The organism is uncultured Roseivirga sp. (assembly GCF_963973945.1).
Lineage (GTDB): Bacteria > Bacteroidota > Bacteroidia > Cytophagales > Cyclobacteriaceae > Roseivirga.
In genome coordinates this window covers 126532-149628 of the sequence record NZ_CAXBBV010000001.1, presented here as the reverse complement: position 1 = coordinate 149628, position 23097 = coordinate 126532, and the positions used below count along the sequence as shown (strand labels likewise).

General features: G+C 40.1%; 25 protein-coding genes. 17 read left to right on the top strand and 8 right to left on the bottom strand.

The annotated features are described in order from the left end of the window. The first annotated feature begins 113 nt into the window (after positions 1 to 113). From AAC026_RS00785 to AAC026_RS00750, 8 genes are read left to right on the top strand one after another with little or no spacing between them, the layout of a single operon-like run. Complete coding sequence (locus tag AAC026_RS00785; protein WP_339694138.1) at positions 114 to 1268, top strand: GlmU family protein; 1155 nt, start codon at positions 114 to 116, stop codon at positions 1266 to 1268. Positions 1269 to 1270: 2 nt separating this feature from the next. Further along, entirely contained in the window at positions 1271 to 2401 is a 1131-nt protein-coding gene (locus AAC026_RS00780) for a DNA polymerase III subunit delta (RefSeq protein WP_339694135.1), read from the top strand. A 1-nt stretch (position 2402) separates the two neighbouring features. Further along, a complete protein-coding gene (locus AAC026_RS00775; protein WP_339608229.1) occupies positions 2403 to 2870 on the top strand; it encodes a RimK/LysX family protein in 468 nt (155 codons plus the stop codon). Between the two features lie 16 nt (positions 2871 to 2886). After that, positions 2887 to 3795, top strand: coding sequence for a 30S ribosomal protein S6--L-glutamate ligase (gene rimK, locus AAC026_RS00770; RefSeq protein WP_339608230.1), 909 nt, complete (start codon positions 2887 to 2889; stop codon positions 3793 to 3795). Then, entirely contained in the window at positions 3796 to 4725 is a 930-nt protein-coding gene (hemC, locus tag AAC026_RS00765; RefSeq protein ID WP_339694132.1) for a hydroxymethylbilane synthase, read from the top strand. It abuts the gene before it with no gap. Beyond that, the gene (locus tag AAC026_RS00760; RefSeq protein WP_339694129.1) at positions 4722 to 5594 is read left to right on the top strand and encodes a peptidylprolyl isomerase; all 873 of its coding nucleotides are present in this window, start codon (positions 4722 to 4724) and stop codon (positions 5592 to 5594) included. The genes hemC and AAC026_RS00760 overlap by 4 nt, the downstream gene beginning before the upstream one ends. Positions 5595 to 5600: 6 nt before the next feature. Then, a complete protein-coding gene (locus tag AAC026_RS00755; RefSeq protein ID WP_339694126.1) occupies positions 5601 to 6491 on the top strand; it encodes a peptidylprolyl isomerase in 891 nt (296 codons plus the stop codon). Then, positions 6488 to 7393 (top strand): NAD(P)-dependent oxidoreductase, encoded by a 906-nt coding sequence (locus tag AAC026_RS00750; protein ID WP_339694123.1) that lies wholly within the window; start codon positions 6488 to 6490, stop codon positions 7391 to 7393. Before AAC026_RS00755 ends, AAC026_RS00750 begins: the two co-directional genes overlap by 4 nt. An 8-nt stretch (positions 7394 to 7401) precedes the next feature. Here the strand turns inward: AAC026_RS00750 and AAC026_RS00745 are convergent, their stop codons facing one another. Together AAC026_RS00745 and AAC026_RS00740 are read right to left on the bottom strand one after the other, a co-directional pair. After that, the gene (locus tag AAC026_RS00745) at positions 7402 to 7521 is read right to left on the bottom strand and encodes a MetS family NSS transporter small subunit (protein WP_339694120.1); all 120 of its coding nucleotides are present in this window, start codon (positions 7519 to 7521) and stop codon (positions 7402 to 7404) included. Next, positions 7518 to 9032 carry a sodium-dependent transporter gene (locus tag AAC026_RS00740; protein WP_339694117.1) on the bottom strand — a complete coding sequence of 505 codons (1515 nt, stop codon included), beginning with the start codon at positions 9030 to 9032 and terminating at the stop codon, positions 7518 to 7520. The genes AAC026_RS00745 and AAC026_RS00740 overlap by 4 nt, the downstream gene beginning before the upstream one ends. A 234-nt stretch (positions 9033 to 9266) precedes the next feature. Here AAC026_RS00740 and AAC026_RS00735 point away from each other — a divergent pair, with 234 nt between their 5' ends. The 4 genes from AAC026_RS00735 to AAC026_RS00720 all read left to right on the top strand — a co-directional run bounded on the left by AAC026_RS00735 (position 9267) and on the right by AAC026_RS00720 (position 12809). Beyond that, positions 9267 to 10658 carry a sodium-dependent transporter gene (locus AAC026_RS00735; protein WP_339694115.1) on the top strand — a complete coding sequence of 464 codons (1392 nt, stop codon included), beginning with the start codon at positions 9267 to 9269 and terminating at the stop codon, positions 10656 to 10658. Positions 10659 to 10744: 86 nt separating this feature from the next. After that, entirely contained in the window at positions 10745 to 11083 is a 339-nt protein-coding gene (locus tag AAC026_RS00730; RefSeq protein WP_339694112.1) for an MGMT family protein, read from the top strand. Between the two features lie 46 nt (positions 11084 to 11129). Continuing rightward, entirely contained in the window at positions 11130 to 12050 is a 921-nt protein-coding gene (locus tag AAC026_RS00725; RefSeq protein WP_339694110.1) for a mechanosensitive ion channel domain-containing protein, read from the top strand. A gap of 15 nt (positions 12051 to 12065) precedes the next feature. Next, positions 12066 to 12809 (top strand): TerC family protein, encoded by a 744-nt coding sequence (locus tag AAC026_RS00720; RefSeq protein ID WP_339694107.1) that lies wholly within the window; start codon positions 12066 to 12068, stop codon positions 12807 to 12809. Here AAC026_RS00720 and AAC026_RS00715 read toward each other — a convergent pair whose 3' ends face one another. Beyond that, positions 12810 to 13049: a hypothetical protein gene (locus AAC026_RS00715; RefSeq protein ID WP_339694104.1), complete on the bottom strand. Its 240-nt coding sequence runs from the start codon at positions 13047 to 13049 to the stop codon at positions 12810 to 12812. 150 nt (positions 13050 to 13199) lie between these two features. Between AAC026_RS00715 and AAC026_RS00710 the strand changes: the two genes are divergently transcribed. Beyond that, positions 13200 to 13886 carry a hypothetical protein gene (locus AAC026_RS00710; RefSeq protein ID WP_339694101.1) on the top strand — a complete coding sequence of 229 codons (687 nt, stop codon included), beginning with the start codon at positions 13200 to 13202 and terminating at the stop codon, positions 13884 to 13886. A gap of 377 nt (positions 13887 to 14263) precedes the next feature. Here AAC026_RS00710 and AAC026_RS00705 read toward each other — a convergent pair whose 3' ends face one another. Beyond that, positions 14264 to 15703, bottom strand: coding sequence for a sodium:solute symporter (locus AAC026_RS00705; RefSeq protein WP_339694098.1), 1440 nt, complete (start codon positions 15701 to 15703; stop codon positions 14264 to 14266). Positions 15704 to 15838: 135 nt separating this feature from the next. Between AAC026_RS00705 and AAC026_RS00700 the strand changes: the two genes are divergently transcribed. Next, positions 15839 to 16120, top strand: a complete 282-nt coding sequence (locus tag AAC026_RS00700) for an ATP-dependent Clp protease adaptor ClpS (RefSeq protein ID WP_339694095.1) — start codon at positions 15839 to 15841, stop codon at positions 16118 to 16120. 18 nt (positions 16121 to 16138) lie between these two features. Further along, positions 16139 to 16744 (top strand): recombination mediator RecR, encoded by a 606-nt coding sequence (gene recR, locus AAC026_RS00695; protein ID WP_339694093.1) that lies wholly within the window; start codon positions 16139 to 16141, stop codon positions 16742 to 16744. Positions 16745 to 16825: 81 nt separating this feature from the next. Here recR and AAC026_RS00690 read toward each other — a convergent pair whose 3' ends face one another. After that, positions 16826 to 17287 carry a hypothetical protein gene (locus AAC026_RS00690; protein WP_339694090.1) on the bottom strand — a complete coding sequence of 154 codons (462 nt, stop codon included), beginning with the start codon at positions 17285 to 17287 and terminating at the stop codon, positions 16826 to 16828. Between the two features lie 241 nt (positions 17288 to 17528). On the opposite strand from AAC026_RS00690, the gene AAC026_RS00685 reads away from it, so the two are divergent. Both AAC026_RS00685 and AAC026_RS00680 read left to right on the top strand, forming a co-directional pair. Next, entirely contained in the window at positions 17529 to 18728 is a 1200-nt protein-coding gene (locus AAC026_RS00685; RefSeq protein ID WP_339606951.1) for a pyridoxal phosphate-dependent aminotransferase, read from the top strand. Further along, a complete protein-coding gene (locus AAC026_RS00680) occupies positions 18728 to 19723 on the top strand; it encodes a bifunctional ADP-heptose synthase (RefSeq protein WP_339694088.1) in 996 nt (331 codons plus the stop codon). Before AAC026_RS00685 ends, AAC026_RS00680 begins: the two co-directional genes overlap by 1 nt. Positions 19724 to 19773: 50 nt before the next feature. On the opposite strand, the gene AAC026_RS00675 is transcribed toward AAC026_RS00680, so the two are convergent. The 3 genes from AAC026_RS00675 to AAC026_RS00665 all read right to left on the bottom strand — a co-directional run bounded on the left by AAC026_RS00675 (position 19774) and on the right by AAC026_RS00665 (position 23044). Continuing rightward, a complete protein-coding gene (locus AAC026_RS00675; RefSeq protein ID WP_339694085.1) occupies positions 19774 to 21099 on the bottom strand; it encodes an amidohydrolase in 1326 nt (441 codons plus the stop codon). 135 nt (positions 21100 to 21234) lie between these two features. Next, a complete protein-coding gene (gene hemE / locus AAC026_RS00670; protein ID WP_339694082.1) occupies positions 21235 to 22275 on the bottom strand; it encodes a uroporphyrinogen decarboxylase in 1041 nt (346 codons plus the stop codon). 25 nt (positions 22276 to 22300) lie between these two features. After that, positions 22301 to 23044, bottom strand: a complete 744-nt coding sequence (locus AAC026_RS00665) for a hypothetical protein (protein WP_339694079.1) — start codon at positions 23042 to 23044, stop codon at positions 22301 to 22303. Positions 23045 to 23097 lie beyond the last annotated feature (53 nt).

Here is a 23097-nt window from a genome sequence, read left to right as displayed (position 1 = left end):
TAGAGTGTACTCTACAAATGTAGATTAATATTTTAATTTTCCAAATTCTTCCTACTCGCGAGATAAAATCACAGAATTGATACTTAATCGAAAGCCTTTTATATTTTTGCTACATGCACATTAATCTTTTCGATCCGCCCCAAATCAGGGAGAATCTTCTTCCTTTTACTTTTACTAGACCAGTGGCCTGCATTCGTGTAGGGATTCTTACCATTGCTGAAAAATGGGAGAAATATGGCTTTCATGTTGGCTTCGAAACCCAAGATTATTTGGAGAAGAAGTTTGAGGCCTTGCCAACAAACGTAAAAGTGAATGGCGCGTTGTGTCCTTCAAAAGAATTATCTGAAGCAATTTTAGCCTTAACAGCAAATACAAAATTGGTGTCGGGAGATACCGTTTTAGCAGTTTCAGGAGATGGCTCAGAAGCAGTGAATTTTGAAGGCACATTTAGAATGATCAACCAGCCTTGGGAGATTTTTCAATTTAATAAGGAACAAATTGAAGCGGATTTTGCCTTAATCACCAAAGGCCGAACTTCTCAGCCCATCACCGATCCGCATACGGTAGTGTATGGAAAGGAAAACGTGTTTTTGGAAGAAGGTGCTACAATTCGCGCAGCCATTATTAATGCTGAAAACGGCCCTGTGTATATCGGTAAGAATGCGCATGTGCACGAAGGAGCAATTATTAGCGGAGCCTTTGCTTTGTGTGAAGGGGCGCATGTAAATATGGGTGCAAAAATTAAAGGCGATAGCACCGTAGGCCCTCATTCTAAAGTTGGTGGTGAGGTGAGCAACTCCGTCATCTTCGGCTATAGCAACAAGGGGCACGATGGCTTTTTGGGCAATTCAGTAATTGGCGAATGGTGTAACCTAGGTGCCGATACCAATACTTCTAACCTAAAAAATAACTACGCACCTGTTAAGCTTTGGAACTACACCAGCGAACGTTTTGTGCAAACAGGTTTACAGTTCTGTGGATTAATGATGGGCGACCATGCTAAGTGCGGTATTAATACTATGTTTAATACAGGTACAGTGGTAGGTGTAGGATCGAATATATTTGGCGCTGGCTTTCCGAAAAACTTTATTCCTTCTTTCTCTTGGGGCGGGTCTTCTGGTTTAATTACCTTCCAGCCAAGAAAATTTTATGAAGTAGCCGAAGCAGTAATGCAGCGCAGAGGGATGACTTTTGATGATACCGAAAAAGAGATCATCGACCGAATTTTTGAAATTACCACCCAATACAGAACTTGGGATAAAAAATAAACATGCGTTTTCAAGACATACCCGGTTTAGACGAAGTTAAGAATAAGCTCATTGAGGCCGTTAAGGTAGATCATGTGGCGCATGCACAGCTCTTTTTAGGCGCTGAAGGCTCGGCTAATTTGCCTATGGCGCTGGCTTTTGCGGCCTATCTGAATTGCGAAAATAAGCAGGAGAATGACGCTTGTGGAGAGTGCTCTTCTTGCGTAAAACAGGCAAAACATATTCACCCCGATGTTCATTTTGTGTTTCCAACTGCGGCAACACCTAAAATAAAAAGGGAAGACGCTACCAGTGAGAAGTTTTTGAAAGAATGGAGAGAATATCTTCTAAAATCACCTTACGGAAACGTAAGCGATTGGAGCTTTCACTTTGGTTGGGAAAATAAACAATTGCTTATTCCGCGTCAGGAAAGCCGAAATATTATCACCAACCTGTCGCTCAAGGCTTTTGAGGGCAAATATAAGGTAATGCTCATTTGGCTGTCTGAGCTAATGAATAGCAATGCAGCCAACGGAATTCTGAAAGTATTAGAAGAGCCACCAGAAAAAACTATTTTCTTGATGGTGTCGAACGATGAGAATAAGTTGCTCACCACCATTCGTTCTAGGGTTCAGTTAATGAAAATCCCTTCTTTTACCGATGAGAATATTCTTTCCACAGTAAGTAAAGTAGAAGGGGTGAGTACTGAACGCGCCCAAGAAATCACCTATTTGGCCGAAGGAAATATGCGCGAAGCATTGCATTTGGTGCAAGGCGGACAGGATGCAATGGGTGTGCAGTTTAAGCAGTGGATGCGTCTGTGTTTCACTTATGATTTTCAGGCTTTGGTAAAAATGACCGATGAATTTCAGAGTGGAGGAAAAGAGTTTCAAAAGGGTTTGCTGAATACTGGTAGCAAGGTGATGAGGGATGCGCTTATTCATGGGTTCGGAGTAAGTGAATTGGAACGAATTCCTGATGCTGAAAAAGACTTTGTGGCAAATTTTAGTAAGGTGTTTAATGCGGAAAAAGTGGCTGAAGTTATTCCTAAAATAGAAGAAGCCAATTATCATATTGAACGAAATGCCAACCCTAAAATCCTCTTCCTTGATTTATCTCTAGCGATTGCCCAAATTGCACGTTCTAAAAAGTAGAATGTCTAAACCGTTGCACTTAATAGGAAGGCAAGATTTTATCAATTTGCCAGAATTTGGATTGAAGGGCGTAGAGGCTAAAGTGGATACTGGTGCCTATACATCGTCTATTAATTGTTCCAAAGTGAAACTTACAAAAGTAGATGGGGTGCCTACACTGAATTTTCATTTGTCTGGAAATAAAATCCATGAGAAGAAGGCTAGAAAGTTTTCGACAACTACATTTAAGAAAAAGAAAATTCGCAGCTCAAACGGAGTAACAGAAGAGCGATATATTATCAAAACTTCTGTAGTATTAATGAAGAAACGCTTTAATGCGGAGTTCTCATTGTCAGATCGGAGCAAGATGAAATTCCCTGTCCTTTTAGGAAGGAAGTTGCTCACCAATCGATTTATAGTTGATGTTAGCCAGAAAGATGTTTCGCTAAAATTGACATCTAAAAATATAAAGGCAGACAGTGCCGAATAACCAAAATCCAGAAAAAATGAAGATTGCAGTGCTCTCTCGAAACTCAACCCTTTACAGTACAAAGCGGTTGGTAGAAGCGATTGAAACTAGGGGGCATGATGCCGTCATTCTCGATCACCTAAAATGTGACTTGGTTATTGAAGATGCTGGCCCTGCAGTATATTATATGGGCGAAAAAGTGGAAGGTATTGATGCCGTAATTCCAAGAATTGGAGCTTCGGTTACTTTTTACGGAACAGCCACGGTTCGCCAGTTTGAAATGATGGGTGTTTTTAGCACTACCGATTCTCAAGCCATAGTTCGCTCCAGAGACAAACTACGATCGATGCAGATTTTGGCGGGAGCTGGATTGCCAATGCCACGCACGGCCTTTACCAATTATTCCAAAGAAGAAAAATCTTTGATAGAGCACGTGGGCGGAGCACCCGTAATTATTAAATTATTAGAAGGTACTCAAGGTTTAGGCGTTGTTTTGGCCGAAACCCGAAAAGCCGCTCAGTCGGTAATTGAAGCTTTTCATGGTCTTAAAGCAAGAATTTTAGTTCAAGAATTTATTAAGGAAGCCAAAGCTACCGACATACGCGTTTTCGTAGTGAATGGAAAAGTAGTGGGCGCCATGCGAAGAAGAGGAATGGAGGGCGAGTTTCGTTCTAATCTTCACCGTGGAGGTTCGGCCGAGGTGATTAAGCTTTCTAGACAAGAGAGATCGGTTGCTGTAAAAGCAGCTAATGCTATGGGGCTTTCCGTAGCTGGTGTTGATATGTTGCCGTCATCAAGAGGGCCATTGGTATTAGAAGTAAATTCTTCCCCTGGCTTAGAAGGAATAGAAAAAGCAACGGGAGTAGATATTGCAGGAACCATCGTTGAATTTATTGAGAATAATCAGCCTAAGAAAAGAGGGGCGAAAGCAAAACTGAATGCTTAGATGAAGATTAGGATTGGAACAAGAGGAAGTAAGTTGGCCTTGTGGCAAGCTTATTTTGTAGAAGATAAGTTGGTAGCCGCTGGAGTAAAAACCGAAATAGTTACAATAGAAACTAAAGGAGATAAAATCTTAGATGTTTCTATTTCTAAAATTGGTAGCAAAGGAGTTTTTACGGAGGAAATCGAAGAACAATTGGCAGATGGAGCGATTGATATTGCTGTGCATAGCGCTAAAGATATGCAGTCGGTTTTACCAGAAGGTTTTGAGTTGATTTCTTTTTCAGAACGCGAATTGGCCAATGATGTATTGATTAGTGATAATAAGGAAGCTTCACTCAACAATAAAAACCTAATAGTCGGTACTTCTTCCAATAGAAGAATTGCTACGCTCAAACACTTTTACCCTCATATCAAAACTGTTCCAGTTCGGGGCAACCTTCAAACCAGAATAAAGAGAATGGAAGAAGGCGTTTGCGATGCCTTATTACTCGCTTATGCAGGCGTGCATAGAATGGGCTATGATAGTAGAATTGCTCAAAAACTTAACCTAACAGAGTTTACTCCCGCAGTTGGGCAAGGTTCTGTGGCCATTGAAGTACACAAAGGGCTGAGTAAAGCCAAGAAGGATTTGGTAAGAAAAGCCCTGAACCATGAGCCTACCGAAATCTGTCTTTTGGCTGAGCGATCATTTTTAAAAACTATGGATGGGGGTTGCTCAATTCCGGTTTTCGGTTTGGCGCAAATCAAAGGAGAGAGTCTCCAAATGACGGGTGGAATAATGAGTCTAGATGGCAAAGAAATGATCCGTAAAGTGTTCATTGGTAAGCTGAAGGATGCAAAATCGTTGGGGAGAAAACTTGCGGAAGAAGTATTATCTTCGGGCGGAGATCGCATATTGAAATCTATAAAAGCTGAATTATCTAACGAATGAAAAAGTATATACAACTGGCCGCAATGGCCTTACTAATTACTGTTGTTGCTTCTTGCGGAGGCTCAGGTGAAGAAAAAGTAAAGGGCAATGATTATTTGGTGACCATCAAAACGGACATGGGTGAAATGAAGGCCATTCTTTATGATGAAACTCCAAAACACAAAGAAAACTTTATTAAGCTAGCCAGAGAAGGCTTTTTCGATAGCCTTTTATTTCACAGAGTGATGACTGGCTTTATGATTCAAGGAGGAGATCCGAACTCAAAGAATGCCGAGCCAGGTGCTCGTTTAGGCACTGGCGGACCAGGTTACACTGTGCCTGCTGAGTTTGTAAAAGAATTCTTTCATAAAAAAGGTGCTTTATCAGCCGCTAGGCAGCCAGATCAGGTAAACCCTGAGAGAGCTTCGAGCGGAAGCCAATTTTTTATTGTTCAGGGTAGAGTGTATACTGAACAAGAAACAGGTATCGATATGCAAGCTTTATCGCAGTCAATATCTTCTTTAAGAAGGAGCGATCCCGACAATCCTTTGAATCAGGAATTGGAAGACTCTTTTAACGAAGGAGGAGATGAGACTTTTAGAATTAAGGCAATAGAACTGGCTGATAAATTAAGTGAAGCCACGGGATTGATGATCAAGATGCCAGCAGAAAGAGTAGAGGCTTATACGACTGTTGGGGGTTACCCTCCATTGGATGAAAATTATACAGTTTTTGGTCAGGTGATTCAAGGCTTGGAAGTGATTGATGCCATTACTGCCGTTGGGGTTGACCCGGCAAACCGACCTTTTGAAGATGTGCACATGTATATTTCAGTAGAAGAAATGCCAAAAGCGGAAATCGTGAAAAAATACGGTCCAGTTTATCAATAATTAGCCATGAAAAAGACTTTTTTAAACTTAGTGTTCCTGATCACTTTCGGTCTGTTTTTCACAGCTTGTAATACCGAAATGGATGAGGTAGTGGTGATTTCAACTCCTTATGGAGATATGACAGCCGTGTTGTATGACGACACTCCACTACACAAAGCCAATTTTTTGAGTTTGGCAAAAGAAGGAAAATACGATTCAGTGATCTTCCATAGAGTGATTGAAAACTTTATGATCCAGACGGGAGACCTTTCTACGGGCACTCAAGAAAAGGACGCCAACTACAGAGTGGATGCAGAGTTTCTTCCTGAAAAGTACATTCATGTAAAGGGAGCTTTGGCTGCCGCTAGAATGGGAGATAACGTCAATCCTCAAAAACAATCGAGCGGATCTCAATTTTATATTGTCGATGGTGAAGTGTACGATCAAGAGGGTTTACAAACCAGGGCAGATAGAAGAGAATATTTGAAGCTCAATGGCTTTTTTGACCGCATGCGCAAAATGGACAAATACATTGAGTTGAATGAGAAGTATAACTACCATGTAAATAAGTATCAAGAAGACACTACTTACGATTTTCAACAGGCGCAACGCGAATTGGTTTTTGGTTCGAAGGATCTGATTGAAAAAGAATTTGGCCCGCAAGTAGACCCTGGCTTTACAGCTCAACAAGTGGAGGCTTATACAACCATTGGTGGCGCACCACATTTAGACGGAGAGTATACGGTTTTTGGTCAGGTGGTTGAAGGCTTAGATGTAATCGATAAAATTGCTGCGGTTGAAACCAACAGAAGAGATAAGCCAACAGAGGACATTCGAATGACTATTGCTGTTATTGAAATGTCGAAAAAGGAGATTACAAAGAAATACGGAATAGAATATCCTGAAAAGGAACAATGAAAATTTTAATCACGGGTTCCAACGGTTTGCTTGGTCAAAAACTGGTCAAGCTTATTTTAGATGAAGCAAACCACCAATTGGTAGCTACTTCCAGAGGAGTAAACCGGCTGCCTATTCCTGAAGAAAAATACACATTCCAATCGCTTGATATCACCAATCGTGAGCAAGTGCTAGAGGTGGTTGCGCAACACAAACCCGATGTAGTGATTCATACCGCAGCCATGACCAACGTTGACCAATGTGAATTGGAAAAAGAGGGTTGTTGGGATTTGAATGTTACTGCTGTAAGGCACATTGTAGAGGCTTGTGAGTTAAACAATGCCTTTCTAGTACATCTTTCTACCGACTTTATTTTCGATGGCGAAAATGGCCCTTATAATGAAGAAGCCGAAGCCAATCCGATTAGCTATTATGGAGAAAGTAAGCTTGCTGCTGAACATATTTTAGAAGAAAGTAAAATTGACTGGGCCATTGCACGTACCGTTTTGGTGTATGGCATTGCGCACGATATGAGCCGTTCTAACATTATTCTTTGGGTAAAGAAGAACTTGGAAGAAGGCAAGGAAATTAAGGTAGTAGATGACCAATTACGAAGCCCTACTTTGGCAGAAGATTTGGCCAAAGGCTGTTTATTGATTTCGGAACAAAAGGCAAAAGGTATATTCAATATTTGTGGTAGCGATTTACTTACGCCTTATGAAATGGCGATTAAAACCGCTCAGTTCTTCAAGCTAAGTACTGCCACTATGCAAAAAGCCGATGCCTCAACCTTTACTCAAACCGCTAAAAGGCCACCTAAAACTGGGCTGTTAATAGAAAAGGCCCGCACCGTTTTGGGGTACGAGCCTTATACTTTTGACGAAGGCATAGCCATTGTATCGGAACAAATGGCTAATAATTAGGTCAAAGTTTATTCTTCAGCATCTGCATTTTTTTTATCTGATTTAAGAGCAATCGTAAGGAAGGTAACAAAACCTCCAAAGGTGATTGATAGACAAATGATCATTCCTATTATAGCTTCTTGACTCATTTTTTCACGAATTTTTTGTAGAACCATCCATTAAATACAATTGCAATAACAAGGGCAACTGCCCACTGTGTTACGATTGAAGCATTACTAAACGTATCGAATACGTTCCAATTACCATTTTCATCAAACCATGGATAATCACTATATCCTTGATTCATCCACCAGTATACCAAGAAAACCCCGGCAAAAAAGATGAAGTAGATCATGCCAGAAAAGTACTTGGAAGAGACTTTAAAGTCTGAATTTTCATCAATGAAGTCCCTCTTAAATTTAGATGGACCATAACGCATAATGAGAAACGAAATGAAAATTCCACTTACCAATAGACCTACACCCCAAACCCAATCTTGATTTTCGAATATGGCAAGGCTCCATGCTGATGGGAAGCCAATAATAAAGCACGCAGCACCTGTTATTAATGCTGCCCGTTTTTTAGAAATACTATAGTCGGTTAAGTTCCGAATAATTAACTGCATCATGGGTAGCACCGAACTAAATGCCGCCATGGCAAATGCCCCAAAGAAAATCCATGATAGGAATGGCCCGCCTGTCATTTGAGAGAACAGCTGAGGCAGTACGGTAAACACTAATGCCGTATTGCCACCACGTAAGAAATCAATGGCATCGCCCGATGTGGCCGACATGGCGAACACAGCAGGTAAAATAGCCATGGCTGCCAAAAGTGCTGCTGAGTTATTTCCAAATGCACCTAAGAATGTGTTGAGCGTTACATCTTCCTTCTTCCTTGAGAAAGATCCAATGGTAATCATTAATCCCCAACCAGCTCCTGTGCTCCAAGCAGAATCGGTAATGGCCTGAATCCAAACATTGGGATCTTTAAAGAGCTCAGCATTAATTGTAAATAAGTACTCAAGCCCTTTTACTCCACCCGGCATCTGAATGGCGAAAGCGGCCACAACCATAAGCAGGATGAAGAGCGTAGGAATTAATATCTTATTCACCTTCTCCAGCCCTTGTTTAATTCCTTTGCCCAAAACCCAAATGGCAATAGCGATTGTAAACATATAGCACAACACTGCTTCCCAGCTAGAGTTAGATAAATGCGCCCAGAAGTTGTCCATGTAGTTTACACTTGGGTCTGCGAACTTTTCGTTCATGGCGCCTGAGCCGAAAATATAGTCTATTAAGTTTTGAGTGTTAAGGAGGAAGTACCTAAAGGACCAGCCTGTTACAACGGAGTAGTAAAAAGCAATTCCCATAGTGACAAGCGTAACAAATACGCCCATCCAATTAAATTTTTTGCCTGCCAAACTACCCAGCGCGCCTATGGTTCCTTTTTTATAATACTTACCAATCGCCAATTCGGCCATAAGTAGAGGAATAGACCATACAACTAGAAAAAACATCCATAGAATAATGAATGTTCCTCCATACTCTCCTGCTATTCTAGGGAAGCGCCAAAGGTTACCCGCACCAATGGCCATACCGAGGGCAGCTAAAATAATTCCCCACCGATTACTAAATTCTTCTGGTTTTTCTTGCGTGCTCAATTACCTGTAAGTTTTGTTTAAAGTTTAAGAAAAAGCTTTTTCAAGCCCGACAAGGTAGTTTTTTGAGGCACAAACCCAAGCTTTCCATCGTTTTTCTCTTGTAAAACTTGATTTGCGGTAAATCTGACCTAGAAAATTCATTAGCCACAGGTGTTTTAACCACTTGGTTTTTAGGCGGAAAATTCTCAATATTCTACGTTATTTTTTTCAATACTCAACTCAATTTTTAAGAATATGGCGGTTAACGTTAGTAATGAGGGCAGAGGTCAGTGGGGATCCAAGTTTGGGTTTATCATGGCTGCAGCCGGTTCAGCTGTTGGGTTAGGAAACATCTGGAGGTTTCCTTACATCACAGGTCAGAATGGAGGCGGAGCCTTTGTTTTGGTTTATTTGCTTTGTGTAATACTTATTGGAGTGCCTTTGCTCTTTACAGAGATGGGCTTTGGCAGGTACACAAAGAAAGGCACCATTGGTGCATTTAAAGATACGGGCGCTAACCCACTTTTTATGGGTTTGGGTGCCATTATGGCTTTGTTGGTAAGCTTTTTTGTGCTTTCCTATTACGGCAATATTGCTGGTTGGACAATCGGCTATATTTTCAAATCGCTGAGTGGTAGTGAAGTTCCTTTTGAAGAATTTGCCGCCAACCCAATGAACACAATTCCTTTAATGGGACTGTTTACCCTGGTTACAATTCTTATTGTACGGAAAGGAATTTCTGGAGGAATTGAGAAAGCAGCCAAAATATTGATGCCTGTACTCTTCTTGCTCATTCTTATTGTAGCTATTCGAAGCATGTCGCTAGAAGGCGCAATGAAAGGGGTAGACTTTTATCTAAACCCTGATTTCAGTAAAATTTCTGGTCAAACGTTCTTAGTAGCTCTAGGGCAAGCATTTTTTTCTATGAGTATAGGCTGGGGTATTATGATCACCTATGGCTCATATTTACCGAAAACGGCCAATATTGTAAGCAGCGGTGTTTGGGTAGGTTTGATGGACGCTGGTGTTGCTTTGCTTGCTGGTTTCATGATCTTCCCTGCTGTTTTTGCCTTCGGAAAAGACCCTGCCGCTGGCCCTACTTTGGTGTTCCAAGTATTGCCTGACATTTTCAACCATATGCCGGGGGGTGCCATTATTGGTGCGTTCTTCTTTTTGTTGCTAATGGTAGCTGCGCTTACTTCTTCCATTTCAATGTTAGAAGTACCTGCCTCATACTTTATGGATGAGAAAAAATGGAGCCGAAGCAAATCTGCTTGGGTAGTAGGCATTTTACTTTTCATTGTAGGAATCCCTTCAGCGCTATCACAGGGCGGTTCTGAATTTTTCTCAACAATGAATGTCACCGTTTTCGGATCAACTTACACGGGTTTTCAAGATATTCTCGACTTCTTCTTTGGCACTTTCTTTATTGTAGTAGTGGCCTTGGTTACCTGCGTATATGTAGCTTGGAAAATGCCAATCAAGAATATTGTCTCTGAAATTGATATGGGAGCACCAGGCTGGAAACCCGGCACATTTGCTTCTAATGCTTTTGTCTTCTTTATACGTTACGTATGTCCAGTGGTAATTTTAATTGTATTACTGAACATGATGGGCTTGTTCGGAATTTTTGGTGGAGGCGGCTAATAGAGGCTTAGAATACTTTAATAAAAATGGCGCTGTTACAAGTGCCATTTTTTGTTTCCATAAACCAGAATGTTCAAATTTGCTTTATGGCAAAAGACCACACCAATTTTTTCAATAATGTTTACGAAGTAGTTAAACTCATTCCCGCTGGGCGAGTTACTTCATATGGAGCCATTGCTCAATACTTAGGCACAAAGGGTGGAGCTCGAATGGTAGGCTGGGCCATGAATGCAGCACATGGGTTAAATGATGTTCCTGCACATAGGGTAGTAAACCGATCTGGAGTTTTAACCGGTCGTCATCATTTTCAGACACCTACCTTAATGCAAGAACGTTTAGAAGCCGAAGGAGTAAAAGTGAATGGTGATAAAATTGAGGGGTTTAGCGAGGTATATTGGGAGCCAATTAAAGAGTTAGAGCTTTAGACTTTTTGGTTCGAAATTCCTTTAATTTTGCAGCGGATTTATAGCAATGATTAAAACGAGAGTAAGAGCAAATAAGCCAATAGATCAGGCAAAAAAGGAGGGACGAAAACGACTGTTTTTCTTCCTGAAGCTTATTTTACTAGTGGCCATATTGGTTTGGAAATTTTGGGGCAAGCCGGATTTTGATGAGAGTAGCTTCTTCGGTAGAAGGATTGTGCCTGCGGCTATTTCTTACATCTCAGGAATACTTCTCGTATCGCTTGGTCGTATTTTGATGGTCTATTTCTACCTAAAACGAAAAAAGAAGGGAACGGACTTTAAGGATAACTTCATTTTGGGGATCAACGGAATCTCCGCAATCCTACACATTGTTATTTTGCTTTTTGCTTTGTTGGCTTTCTTTGAGTTGAATGCCAAGGAGTTTTTTACTTCTATTAGTATTGTTGCTGCTGCCATTGCAATTATTTCTAAAGATTACATTGCCAATACCATCAATGGATTTATTCTGATGTTTTCAAATCAGCTTTCGCTGAACGACTATATTGTTATTGAGGAACTGAGTGGTCGGATCACTGATATCACTTTGCTCAACGTAGTTTTATTGAGCGATGAAGATGAGATTATTTATGTGCCCAATACTTTGCTTGTTACTCATAATGTGGTGAACACGAGTAAAAAGAATTATAAGAAACTAAGCTTTGATTTTGAGATGGACAGACAGACTTTGGGTAATCCAGATGACCTTGAAGATTACATTATTAAAGCGCTTAAATCGGAATTTCCGAATATCAATCTCGAAAAATTTAGCCTAAGGGTTTTTCATATTTTAAAAGACACCGTTAACCTTAAGCTTTATATTACACTTGATAAAAAGAGCAAGGACATGGAAAGAGCTGTTTGGAGGTTTACTAACAAAACCATTCTGAATTATGCCAAAGAGAACTATGTGCCTGTACCCTTACAATAAACACAGAACTTAGAAATGGAAGTATTACTTACATCAGAAGGTCTAATAGCACTTTTAACCCTCACCTTTTTAGAAATTATTCTTGGGGTCGACAATATTATTTTCATTTCAATTGTTTCTAACCGACTGCCAGAGGCGGATCGTAAGAAAACCAGAAATCTGGGTTTAGGTTTGGCTTTGATCATGCGTATTGGGTTGCTTTTGGGAATCAGCTGGATTATTGGTTTTACCGAACCCCTCTTTACCGTTTTAGAACATGATGTAAGTATAAAAGACTTGATTTTAATATTGGGAGGTCTATTCTTAATAGGAAAGAGCACAACCGAAATCCATCACACCTTAGAAGGAGATGAGCATCAAGTGAAAAAGGGAAAGGGTGTTACTATGGGTAAAGTCATTCTTCAAATTGTAGCTTTAGATATCGTTTTCTCTTTTGATTCTATTTTAACCGCTGTGGGCCTTACCGAGCATGTATTGATCATGATTATTGCAGTTACTTTAGCCATGATTGTTATGATTTCTTCCGCAGGAAAAATCAGTTCATTTATCAATAAGCACCCGTCACTGCAAATGTTAGCCATGTCATTCTTGATTTTGATTGGGTTTATGCTAGTGCTCGAAGGTATTGGCGAACACATTGAAAAAGGCTATATCTATTTTGCTGTTTTCTTCTCATTATCTGTTGAAGCCCTCAACATGAGAAAACGAAGCAAAGACCGCGTAGTGAAACTCAGAAAAAGAATTGTTGGGGAAGAGTAACTAAATTCTCTTTTCTATTTCCGTCTTAAACCTAAGCTTATCATCTAAATGAATGGCCAGTTTGGTAAAGGTTTTACTTAAACCATAGAGTCCTTTTGCATTCACTTCTGTGTTAAGTGTCAACAGAATGTTAGTGTCTCCCGTTAGACTGAAATTTTGAAAATCCTCTTTGTCCTTATCAAGGGTTTGTTTTAGAGTCTTTATTCCGAGAGTTACTTGCAGTGTGTGCTTTATGAGCATTAAAATCTATCCGCATGACTATCGGTAAGCCTCTTTTCATGGATGTATAGTGGTAGTTGTCTGGATAAAATACCTATTTCATGGTATTTTATGTGTTTAAATTTTTTTCTAATTTTGTCAAATCATCTGTTTACTATTAAAAATTTAATCATGAAGAATTGTTTCTGTATTTTATCATTACTGTTATTGGTGTTGGCATGTAATGATATTGAACCTGAAATTATTGAGGTGGATGCACTGTCTTTTAAGAGTAGTCTAAAGCGGTCTATCAATTTTGAAAATTTAGTTAAAGATTTTGGAATAGCGGATTTTGATAATATGGTAAGTAACCAAGACACAACCCTAGGAGTCCAAATTATCGGTATACCTCTAGTTAAGAGTTATAATTCCCAAAATGTTTTAGTTGTTACGATTCGAAATAACGAATTATTGATGGATAAACTGTTTGTTGGGTCTTTGGAGGCGTTTGATCAAGATTTTAGATTTGACTCCGTTGACAAAACAGGATTTATTGGCACTTATAAGACTTTCAACGTAAGTGAAAACAAGTATGACATGGAGTTAACCATTTCAAAGAATCCCCAAAACTTTCTTAAATATGGAGTATCAGGGTTAGAAGAGGAGATTTGTGAAACGGTTCGCTGTACGGGTTGCTCAGGCGATGTTTGTACAGCAGATAATGTTGGAGGCTGCACAGGGTATAAATTTTGTAGTCAGGGTTTTTTCGAAGCTGTCGCATGTTTTGCTGGCTTTCCGGCATGTATGATTTCGAAGGCACTTGATTGTCAATATGAATTATGTTGGGATGATGATGAATCTAATGATCATATTTATTAGTCTTATCTTATTAAACTTGTAATAGTATGAAAAAATCATGGATTAATTATCCTGTTATATTTGGATTATGCTTTGCGTTAATAGCATTGAGAACCGTGTATAACTTGGTTTTGGCCATAATTAATAATAACATGGATTTAAAAAAATTAGTTGTTATGTTATTGGTTGTTACTTTACTAAGTATAATAAGTTGGCTCTTTATTAGAATAGGTCTTGAGAATAGAGAAAATGATGTTTGAATTGACCAAGTATCTCATTTTATTACTAGAGGCCGTTTCTTGTGGTCTTTTTTGATTTAATAGACTGTTTGAATCTTATACCGAGAGCTTAATTCAGTTCATGTGTAAGATCAATGGTGAATATATAGCTTGAGAAAATTAACCTCTCCTAGAAATCAACAACATCCCTAAAAAGGTAAGGCCTGCATTAAAAATCAGGATAAAGAAGCCGAACTGAAAACCGTTGAACCAAGCAGCTGAGTTCATATCTACTAGGTAAGATATGGCTGGAGAAAGCAAACAAACAGGCAGTACCAGATTGTCTTTCACTTTTAGTTTGGTCATCAATCCAAAACTGAAAAGACCTAATAGCGGGCCATAAGTATAGCCAGCCACTTTAAAAATCGCACTAATTACACTGCTGTCGTTTATCGCGTTGAAGATAATGATGACGATGAAAAGCAACACAGAAAAGCCCAAGTGCACCTTAAGCCTAATCGGTTTCTTTACCGATTCTTCTTTCTTTTCAAAATTTAAGAAGTCGACACAGAATGCAGTTGTAAGCGAGGTAAGGGCAGAATCAGCACTAGAGTAAGCTGCAGCCACAATGCCCAATAAGAATACAATTCCGCCAAAAGTACCAAGGTGATTCAAAGCGATTAAAGGGTAGAAATTATCCGTTCTTGTTGGAATTTCAATTCCATTTTGACCTGCATACAAATAGAGCAGCGCTCCCATGCCCAAGAAAAGGATATTGGCAATCACTAATGCAATGGTGAACCAGAAAATATTCTTTTGAGCGTCCTTCAAGGTTCTACAAGTCAGGTTTTTTTGCATCATGTCCTGATCTAAGCCAGTCATAACAATGGCAATAAATACCCCAGAAATAAATTGCTTGAAGAAATCTTTTTTATCGTTCCAATCGAAGAAGAAAGTTTTGGAATACTCACTGTCACTAATTTGAATAATGGCATCACTAAGACCAATGCCCATTTCTTTGGTAATGATATAAATGGTGATAACCACCGCTGAGAGCATAAAAAAGGTTTGCAGGGTATCCGTCCACACAATGGTTTTTATTCCTCCTCTAAAAGTATACACCCAAATGAGGGCGATAGTAACGAGTACCGAAACCCAAAATGGAACGCCATAGCTATCGAAAAGCGCAATTTGAAGTACACTGGCTACTAAAAAAAGGCGAAACGAAGCGCCAACGGTTCGAGAAAGCATAAAGAAAAACGAACCTGTTTTATATGACCAAAAGCCAAAACGCTGTTCTAAGTAGGTGTAAATTGAAACCAAGTTTAGACGGTAATACAGTGGCATCAATACTGTAGCGATAATGACATAACCCACGATATAACCTAGAACCACTTGAAAGTAGGAGAAGAAACTATTCCCTACTTCACCCGGAACAGAAATAAAAGTAACGCCAGATAAGGAGGCTCCAATCATTCCGAAAGCCACCAAATACCAAGGCGACTGCTTGTTGGCTGTAAAAAAAGTGGCTGAATCGGCTCCTTTCGAGGTAAATCGAGAAATGAGAATCAGCAGCAAAAAATAACCGCCTATAATTGAAATGACTAATGTGGGATTCATACCAAAGAACTAGTAAATTAAAGTTTGAATATCCGTGAAAAAACTGTGGACACCAAAAAGCAGAACGAACCAATTAGACAAACAGACAGTTTAGGCAACAAGTGTTTTTTTGTACATTTGTAAAAAATTAATAACATGAATTTCAGCTATCAAGAAGAAGAGTTAGTCGAGGTACTCGAGAAAACTACAGATGAGGAATTATGTGATTTGGTAGTTTTCAATGATGACTTTAATACATTTGAGCATGTCATCAATATTTTAATCAAGGTTTGTAAACACAGTGCAGAGCAAGCAGAACAGTGTACAATGTTGATTCATTATAAAGGAAAGTGTACCGTTAAAAATGGCTCGTTTACTGAGTTAAAACCGATGTGTGAAAGTATTCTTTCTGCAGGAATTACCGCTACCGTACTTTAATTTACATCGCATTTCAACTTGAACTTCCCTCCAAAAATTGTCGAGAATGCCATTGAGGAAATCTCTAAACTTCCGGGCATAGGAAAGAAAACTGCTTTAAGGTTAGTGCTGCATTTATTAAAGCAAGACCCTATCAGCACCGCACATTTGACTACCGCGCTTAATGAGTTGCGCGAAGGCATTAAATACTGCAATACCTGTCATATTATTTCAGACACTACAGATTGCACCTGCCGTACTATTAAGCGTGATTTAACTACAATTTGCGTGGTAACCGATACCCCTGATGTAATGGCCATAGAAAACACGGCTCAATACAGAGGCCTTTACCATGTGTTAGGAGGAGTAATTTCTCCGATTGAGGGCATTGGCCCAAGCGATATTCACATAGATTCATTGGTAGATCGTATCCAAAAAAGCGAACCTAGAATTGATGAAGTAATTTTGGCATTGAGCCCGACCATGGAAGGCGATACTACCGCTTTTTATATTACAAAAAAACTCAAAGAATTAGGAGTGAAGATTACCTCTATTGCACGTGGAATTCCGATGGGCGGAGAACTGGAATATACTGATGAGATTACTTTGGGTAGAAGTATTATGACTCGCTCTGAGTACAAGTAAACTGAGCTCAATAACCTAATAAAAAACACGAAGGGCGATCATTTCGATCGCCCTTCGTCATCTATAGCTACGGCTTAAAGCCTAATTGATTTCGCTTAACATACCCGATGCATAAAAACGCTGGGTGTTCAAGGCTGACAAGAGAATGCTCAAGTTGTTAGAGGCTTCGTTCAAGTCGCTCATTTTTATTGTTTCATGAGGTATTGAAGCTACTTCATCTAGTTCATTCAAAGCTTTGCTTACTTTCGTTTTCAATACATCAATCATTTCTAAATCATTGTATTTCCAAAAACGAATTTGAGCGTATACTAAAGCTGGCGCCCAATTAGTACCATACAAAATGTGTAGGTCTTTGGTAGAAGCACCAATACTTTTGAAAAGCAAGGCTCTTGTATTAGATAAATTGTTTTCGTGAATGGCGAAGTAATCCTTAGAATCTTCTGATACAGAAAGCTTGTTCATGAAGTGGGCAATCTTTGCTGCGTCAGCAATTTTCTTAATTACTCTTTTCAATTTTTCCGGGCTAGTTTCTAAAGTTTTCATAACCATGTCGTTTGGCTAGTCTATATGTGATAATCGTGCCAAACCGAAGAATCATTTAAATTTTGGCTCCAAGGGCATTTTTTATGTTGGCATAGAGAAACAAGCATTGGTAATATTTTCTACAATCGAGAAATATTCAGTCGTTTTGACTCCACAATTTGTAGAATTGAAGAACATTCCAATTGGTATTTGGTACAACAATCTATAAATAGCTACTTTTGCCCCACATTGAATTAATTGCATGTCTACAATGGTATCTGATAGAGTAAAGAACATGGCCGAATCGGCCACATTAGCCATGGCAGCTAAAGCCCGTGAGCTAAAAGAAAAAGGCATTAACGTGATAAGTTTAAGTTTGGGCGAGCCCGACTTTAAAACTCCAAAACATATTCAAGAGGGCGCTAAGGCAGCGATTGATGAAGGTAAATACTTTGCGTATCCTCCTGTAAATGGTTATTTAGATTTAAGGCAGGCCATTTCTGCTAAATTTAAAAACGAGAATAACTTAGATTATTCACCAGATCAGATTGTAGTTTCCAATGGAGCCAAGCAATCTATTGCCAACGTATTTTTAGCTTTATTGAATGAAGGTGATGAGGTAGTAGTTTTTTCTCCATTCTGGGTAAGCTACTCTTCTCTAATAGAATTAGCGGGCGGTGTGCCTGTGTATGCAAAGGGTGGTATTGAATCGGACTTTAAAGTAACTCCGGAACAACTGGAGCAAGCCATTACGCCAAAAACCAAGGCCATCATATATTCTTCGCCATGTAACCCAACAGGTTCTGTATTTACACTAGAGGAATTAACAGCGATTTCTGAAGTAATTAAAAAGCACAAAGACATTGTGGTTATTGCAGACGAAATCTACGAACACATCAATTATACAGGTGCACACGCGAGTATTGGAGCGATTGAAGGAATGATTGACAGAACCGTAACCATTAACGGTATGGCCAAAGGTTTTGCCATGACAGGCTGGAGAGTTGGATACCTAGGCGCACCACTTTGGTTGGCCAAGGCATGCAATAAAATTCAAGGGCAAATTACTTCTGCCAACTGTAGTATTGCCCAAAGAGCGGCTTTAACAGCGCTTACTACGGATATTGCTCCAACGGTAGAAATGTCGAAGGAATATTTAAGAAGAAGAGATATAGTAAAGGCATTATTGGACGAAGTGCCAGGCTTTAAAACCAATTTGCCAACAGGCGCTTTCTACTTTTTTCCAGATGTAACCGCGCTTTTCGGTACAACAGATGGAAATGTAACAATTAACAATGCAGATGACCTAAGCCTATACCTTTTAGATCAGGCGCAGGTGTCTGTGGTAACTGGTGATGCTTTTGGTGATGCCAACTGCATTCGTTTGTCATATGCTGCTTCTGAAGAAGATTTACGGGAGGCCATTACCAGAATTAAAATAGCGGTTTCTAAACTTTCTTAATGGAATTCTCAAACGTTAACGAACTTTTCGAAGCCTTCTCCAAACTTAGAGTATTGGTGATTGGCGATGTAATGGTAGATTCTTATGTGTTTGGCAAAGTGTCTAGAATTTCACCAGAGGCTCCTGTGCCTGTGGTGCTTACAGAAAGAAAAGAGAAACGTTTGGGAGGTGCTGCAAATGTAGCCTTGAATGTGCAAGCATTGGGGGCTACACCAATTCCATGTGCCATTGTGGGCAACGATCTGGACGGTGAATTTTTCTTGAACCGGCTGGAAGAAAAGGGAATTCCAAGCAATGGCGTATTGACCAGTTCCGAAAGAGATACCACTGTGAAGGAGCGTATTTTGGCCGGAGCCCATCAAATGCTGAGGGTAGATACAGAAACTGACAAGGAGCTCAGTGCTACTGAACAAGCACAGCTATTGGCCAATATCAAACGCTTATTGCCCAATTGCGATGTAGTGGTTTTTGAGGATTACGACAAGGGCGTGATTAATGCCACCATCATTGAAGAAACTGTTAAAGAAGCGTCCCGATTGGGCATAGCAACGGTGGTAGATCCGAAGAAGCGCAATTTTATGGACTATAAAGGGGTGACCCTTTTTAAGCCTAATTTGAAAGAACTGAGAGAAGGCTTGAACATTCAAGTAGATCCTAAAAACATAGATTCAGTGCGCGATGGAGTGACTTTGCTTCAGTCTAAACTGAATGCCGAAATGGTGATGGTGACCCTTTCGGAGTATGGAGTTTTCATTAAAGACAATGGCGAAACACACCTGATCCCTGCCCACATTCGTCATATTTCTGATGTTTCTGGCGCTGGCGATACAGTAATCAGTGTAATGGCTTGTGCATTAGCGGTGGGCATGTCGGCTCAAAAAGCTGCGGCCTTGGCCAATTTAGCAGGTGGCCTCGTCTGCGAACATGTAGGCGTAGTGCCCATCAATAAAGAAGACTTGATGGAAGAAGCCGAAGACAATAAGATTCTGAATTAATTCAAAGCTTTCCAAAAGTTTAAACTTTTGGAAAGCTTCTTTATTTCTGATTATTTTTTCGAAATCGTTACCTCAGGGTAGTCCACCACCATTCTGCTCAATAAGTTGATGCCTGTTATCATTCCGGCATCGTCCACATAGAAATCTGGCGTATGGTGAGGAGCTTGTTTTTCAGCGTCAACTCCTTTTGGTGCACCTCCAATAAAGAAATACAGCCCAGGGATTTTTTCCTGAAAGAACGAAAAATCTTCAGCTCCCGTAATGGCATTCATGTTGGGAGTTACGTTTTGGGGACCAACTACATCTACGAATGTGTCAGCCATTTTAGCCGTGAGCTGTGGATCGTTGTAGGTAATAGGATAACCTTTATCAATGTACAAGGTAGCTTCTGCTTCATTACTTTCAGCGGTATTCTTTACAATGGTGCGAAGACGTTCAAAAAGCCTTTCTCTCATGTCAACATCCAAAGTACGAATGGTGCCCACCAAGGTGGCTTCTTCCGGAATGATATTACTCCTTACCCCCGCTTCAATTTTACCAAATGAAACTACGGCTGCTTGGGTCGTCAGAGGCATACTTCTGCTCACTATGGTTTGAACGTTATTAATGATTTGAGCTGCCGTTACAATCGGGTCGATGCCCGTCCATGGTGTAGAACCATGCGTCTGTTTTCCTTTGATTTTAATTTCGAAGCTATTTACGGCAGCCATAATTCCTTCAGGGCGATATTTCACTTGTCCTACTTCGGTTTGGGCATTAATGTGTAAACCGAAAATGGCATCCATTCCCTCTAAAACTCCTTCTTTGACCATTAAGTCGGCACCGCCTTCTTCACCGGCAGGAGCCCCTTCTTCGGCAGGTTGAAAAATGAATTTTATGGTTCCTTTTAAATCGGCTTTCACTTGAGAAAGTACTTCGGCCACGCCCATTAAAATAGCTACATGCGTATCGTGACCACAGGCATGCATCACAGGTACTTCAGCGCCTTGGTATTCGCCCATGGCTTTAGATGCCCATGGCAGATCCACCCTTTCTTTTACAGGAAGTCCGTCAATATCGGCTCTTAAGCCCATTACAGGCCCGGGTTTTCCTCCTTTAAGAATTCCCACTACACCCGTTTTGGCTACGCCTTCTTGTACTTCAATACCCAAGCCCTTCAAATGAGCTGCGATGTAGGCAGCCGTTTTAAACTCGCGATTGGAAAGCTCTGGATTTTGGTGAATATGATGTCGCCATTCAATCACCTTAGGCTCTACTTTTTTAGAGAGTTCAATGATTCTTTCTTTTAAAGAAGGTGCTGGGTCGGTTTTAAAAGTAAAAGCCGACAGGGCTAAAAGCACAAATGCCAGTAGAGAGAGTTGGTAGGGTCTTTTCATAGCTCAAGATTTACCAACCAATTAACACAATGCAAGCGATATTTGAAAGTGGGTGATGAGCCTTAAGCTTTTAATAGACGGTGATGCTCTAATCGTTTAGGAAAGAGTGTTTTCGTCAAAGACACATCTTTGAGATTAATTCCTCATACCTGTGCTATACTCCTTCACTGTATTCACAAACACCTTCACCTTCTCAGGATCAATATCTGGATATACACCATGTCCTAAATTGGCAATATGACGGTCGGGTCCAAAAGCATCGAGCATCTTTTTAGTGGCTACTTCTACTTCGGCATTAGAGCCGTAAAGTGCGCAGGGGTCAAGATTCCCTTGTAAGGTTTTGTTTGGCCCAACTAACTCACGACTTTCGTTAATGTCCATATTCCAATCTAGCCCTATGGTTTCACAATCTAAAGTAGCCATAGATTTTCTCGCGAAGTAAGCTCCTTTGGCAAACATAGTTACTGGCACTTCGGTAATGGCTGAGCAAATTTGACGAATGTATTTCATCGAGAACTGTTCGTATTGATCTGCTGGTAAAATACCTGCCCACGAATCGAATACTTGAACGATATTGGCACCGGCTTCAATTTGAGCTTTTAAGTAAGTAATGGTGCTATCGGTAATCATCTGCATCAGCTTTTCGGCCAAGGCAGGTTGAGTGTACAGCATTTTTCGGGCGTTGGAGAAGGTCTTACTTCCGTGGCCTTCTACCATATAGCAGAAAATCGTCCAAGGCGCACCTGCAAAACCGATCAAAGGCACGCGCCAAGCCAGTTCTCTTTTGGTTACTTTAATGGCATCAATAACATAACCCAAGTCGGAAGAAGAATCAGCAATTCTGATGTTTTTTAAGTCTGCCTCAGACTTTATCGTATTAGGAAACCAAGGCCCTTTCTTTTCGATCATTTCGTAAGGCAAGCCCATGGCTTCAGGAATCACGAGAATATCTGAGAAAATAATGGCGGCATCCACTCCTAAAATATCCACTGGTTGAATAGTTACCTCGGCTGCTAAGTCAGGATTCTTCACCAACTCAATAAACCCGCTAAGGCTATTTCTAACCGCACGATATTCAGGTAAAATTCTGCCTGCTTGGCGCATTAACCATACTGGAGTTCTTTCAGTCTTTTCGCCTCTGGCAGCACGTAAAATCAGATCGTTCTTCAATTCCATGCCGCAAAGATAGGAATTGTTCGTTCTAAAATATCCGCTCTTTTCGAATTGTCAGTTGCTTGTACTTCCCTTCCATCTTTATGAAGTTTTGATTCGTTTTAGTGTACCAAAATTTTGTAGGCTGTGTACCGCCATAGTCGGTAAATAAAACCCAACAATCCATTTCTAGGCCATCTGGTAATATTAGCTTTTCAGAACCAATAATCTTTAGATGATAGAAGCTTGGAGCAGATCCGCCCGGATGATAGAAATTCATAACTGCTTCGTAGCCCATTTTCATAGGGAGCAAGGAATAGGTCTCTAAGTCAATTTCCCAGTTATAAGTTGGCTCAGTCAACTCTAGATTAAAATCTTTTTGTTTATTGTCTGTTGCTGAATCTAACCCAACAATCTTCATTTCTTGAAAGCTAAAAGCCTCTTTGCCATTCTGCTTGGTATTTCTAATATGCTGAACTGGCTTTAGTGTTTCTGGTTCGCAGAGGTAGTAAAAATCACCCGAAGTGTCAGGGTTCCCTGTAGTCCAGCTATGCCTAATGGCCAAGTAATCAATGCCGTTAATGTTTACTTTTTCAGTGGTTTTGATTTTCAAGCTGACCGAACGAACTACTCCAGCCATTGCTGTAAAAATAATATCCTTGGTTGTACCCATTTCTAGCTGATCTATCATCTTAAAATGATCACCTACGCGAATGGTATCAACGACTTGAGCATTTAATTGCCATGAGAAAATCATGGGAATAAGGGCTATAATGTGTTTTATCTTTTTCATGGATGCTAAAGACCCATTTTTCTTTTTAAAAGGATGAATGAATATATCCTCTG

Coding starts and splice junctions, on each gene's coding strand:
- AAC026_RS00685 (WP_339606951.1), top strand. CDS start 17,529: ATGTCTACAATGGTATCTGATAGAGTAAAGAACATGGCCGAATCGGCC.
- AAC026_RS00725 (WP_339694110.1), top strand. CDS start 11,130: ATGATTAAAACGAGAGTAAGAGCAAATAAGCCAATAGATCAGGCAAAA.
- AAC026_RS00665 (WP_339694079.1), bottom strand. CDS start 23,044: ATGAAAAAGATAAAACACATTATAGCCCTTATTCCCATGATTTTCTCA.
- AAC026_RS00720 (WP_339694107.1), top strand. CDS start 12,066: ATGGAAGTATTACTTACATCAGAAGGTCTAATAGCACTTTTAACCCTC.
- AAC026_RS00755 (WP_339694126.1), top strand. CDS start 5,601: ATGAAAAAGACTTTTTTAAACTTAGTGTTCCTGATCACTTTCGGTCTG.
- hemC (WP_339694132.1), top strand. CDS start 3,796: ATGAAGATTAGGATTGGAACAAGAGGAAGTAAGTTGGCCTTGTGGCAA.
- AAC026_RS00680 (WP_339694088.1), top strand. CDS start 18,728: ATGGAATTCTCAAACGTTAACGAACTTTTCGAAGCCTTCTCCAAACTT.
- AAC026_RS00700 (WP_339694095.1), top strand. CDS start 15,839: ATGAATTTCAGCTATCAAGAAGAAGAGTTAGTCGAGGTACTCGAGAAA.
- AAC026_RS00780 (WP_339694135.1), top strand. CDS start 1,271: ATGCGTTTTCAAGACATACCCGGTTTAGACGAAGTTAAGAATAAGCTC.
- rimK (WP_339608230.1), top strand. CDS start 2,887: ATGAAGATTGCAGTGCTCTCTCGAAACTCAACCCTTTACAGTACAAAG.
- AAC026_RS00760 (WP_339694129.1), top strand. CDS start 4,722: ATGAAAAAGTATATACAACTGGCCGCAATGGCCTTACTAATTACTGTT.
- AAC026_RS00735 (WP_339694115.1), top strand. CDS start 9,267: ATGGCGGTTAACGTTAGTAATGAGGGCAGAGGTCAGTGGGGATCCAAG.
- AAC026_RS00690 (WP_339694090.1), bottom strand. CDS start 17,287: ATGAAAACTTTAGAAACTAGCCCGGAAAAATTGAAAAGAGTAATTAAG.
- AAC026_RS00785 (WP_339694138.1), top strand. CDS start 114: ATGCACATTAATCTTTTCGATCCGCCCCAAATCAGGGAGAATCTTCTT.
- AAC026_RS00745 (WP_339694120.1), bottom strand. CDS start 7,521: ATGAGTCAAGAAGCTATAATAGGAATGATCATTTGTCTATCAATCACC.
- AAC026_RS00715 (WP_339694104.1), bottom strand. CDS start 13,049: ATGCTCATAAAGCACACACTGCAAGTAACTCTCGGAATAAAGACTCTA.
- AAC026_RS00675 (WP_339694085.1), bottom strand. CDS start 21,099: ATGAAAAGACCCTACCAACTCTCTCTACTGGCATTTGTGCTTTTAGCC.
- AAC026_RS00775 (WP_339608229.1), top strand. CDS start 2,403: ATGTCTAAACCGTTGCACTTAATAGGAAGGCAAGATTTTATCAATTTG.
- AAC026_RS00710 (WP_339694101.1), top strand. CDS start 13,200: ATGAAGAATTGTTTCTGTATTTTATCATTACTGTTATTGGTGTTGGCA.
- AAC026_RS00730 (WP_339694112.1), top strand. CDS start 10,745: ATGGCAAAAGACCACACCAATTTTTTCAATAATGTTTACGAAGTAGTT.
- AAC026_RS00705 (WP_339694098.1), bottom strand. CDS start 15,703: ATGAATCCCACATTAGTCATTTCAATTATAGGCGGTTATTTTTTGCTG.
- AAC026_RS00750 (WP_339694123.1), top strand. CDS start 6,488: ATGAAAATTTTAATCACGGGTTCCAACGGTTTGCTTGGTCAAAAACTG.
- hemE (WP_339694082.1), bottom strand. CDS start 22,275: ATGGAATTGAAGAACGATCTGATTTTACGTGCTGCCAGAGGCGAAAAG.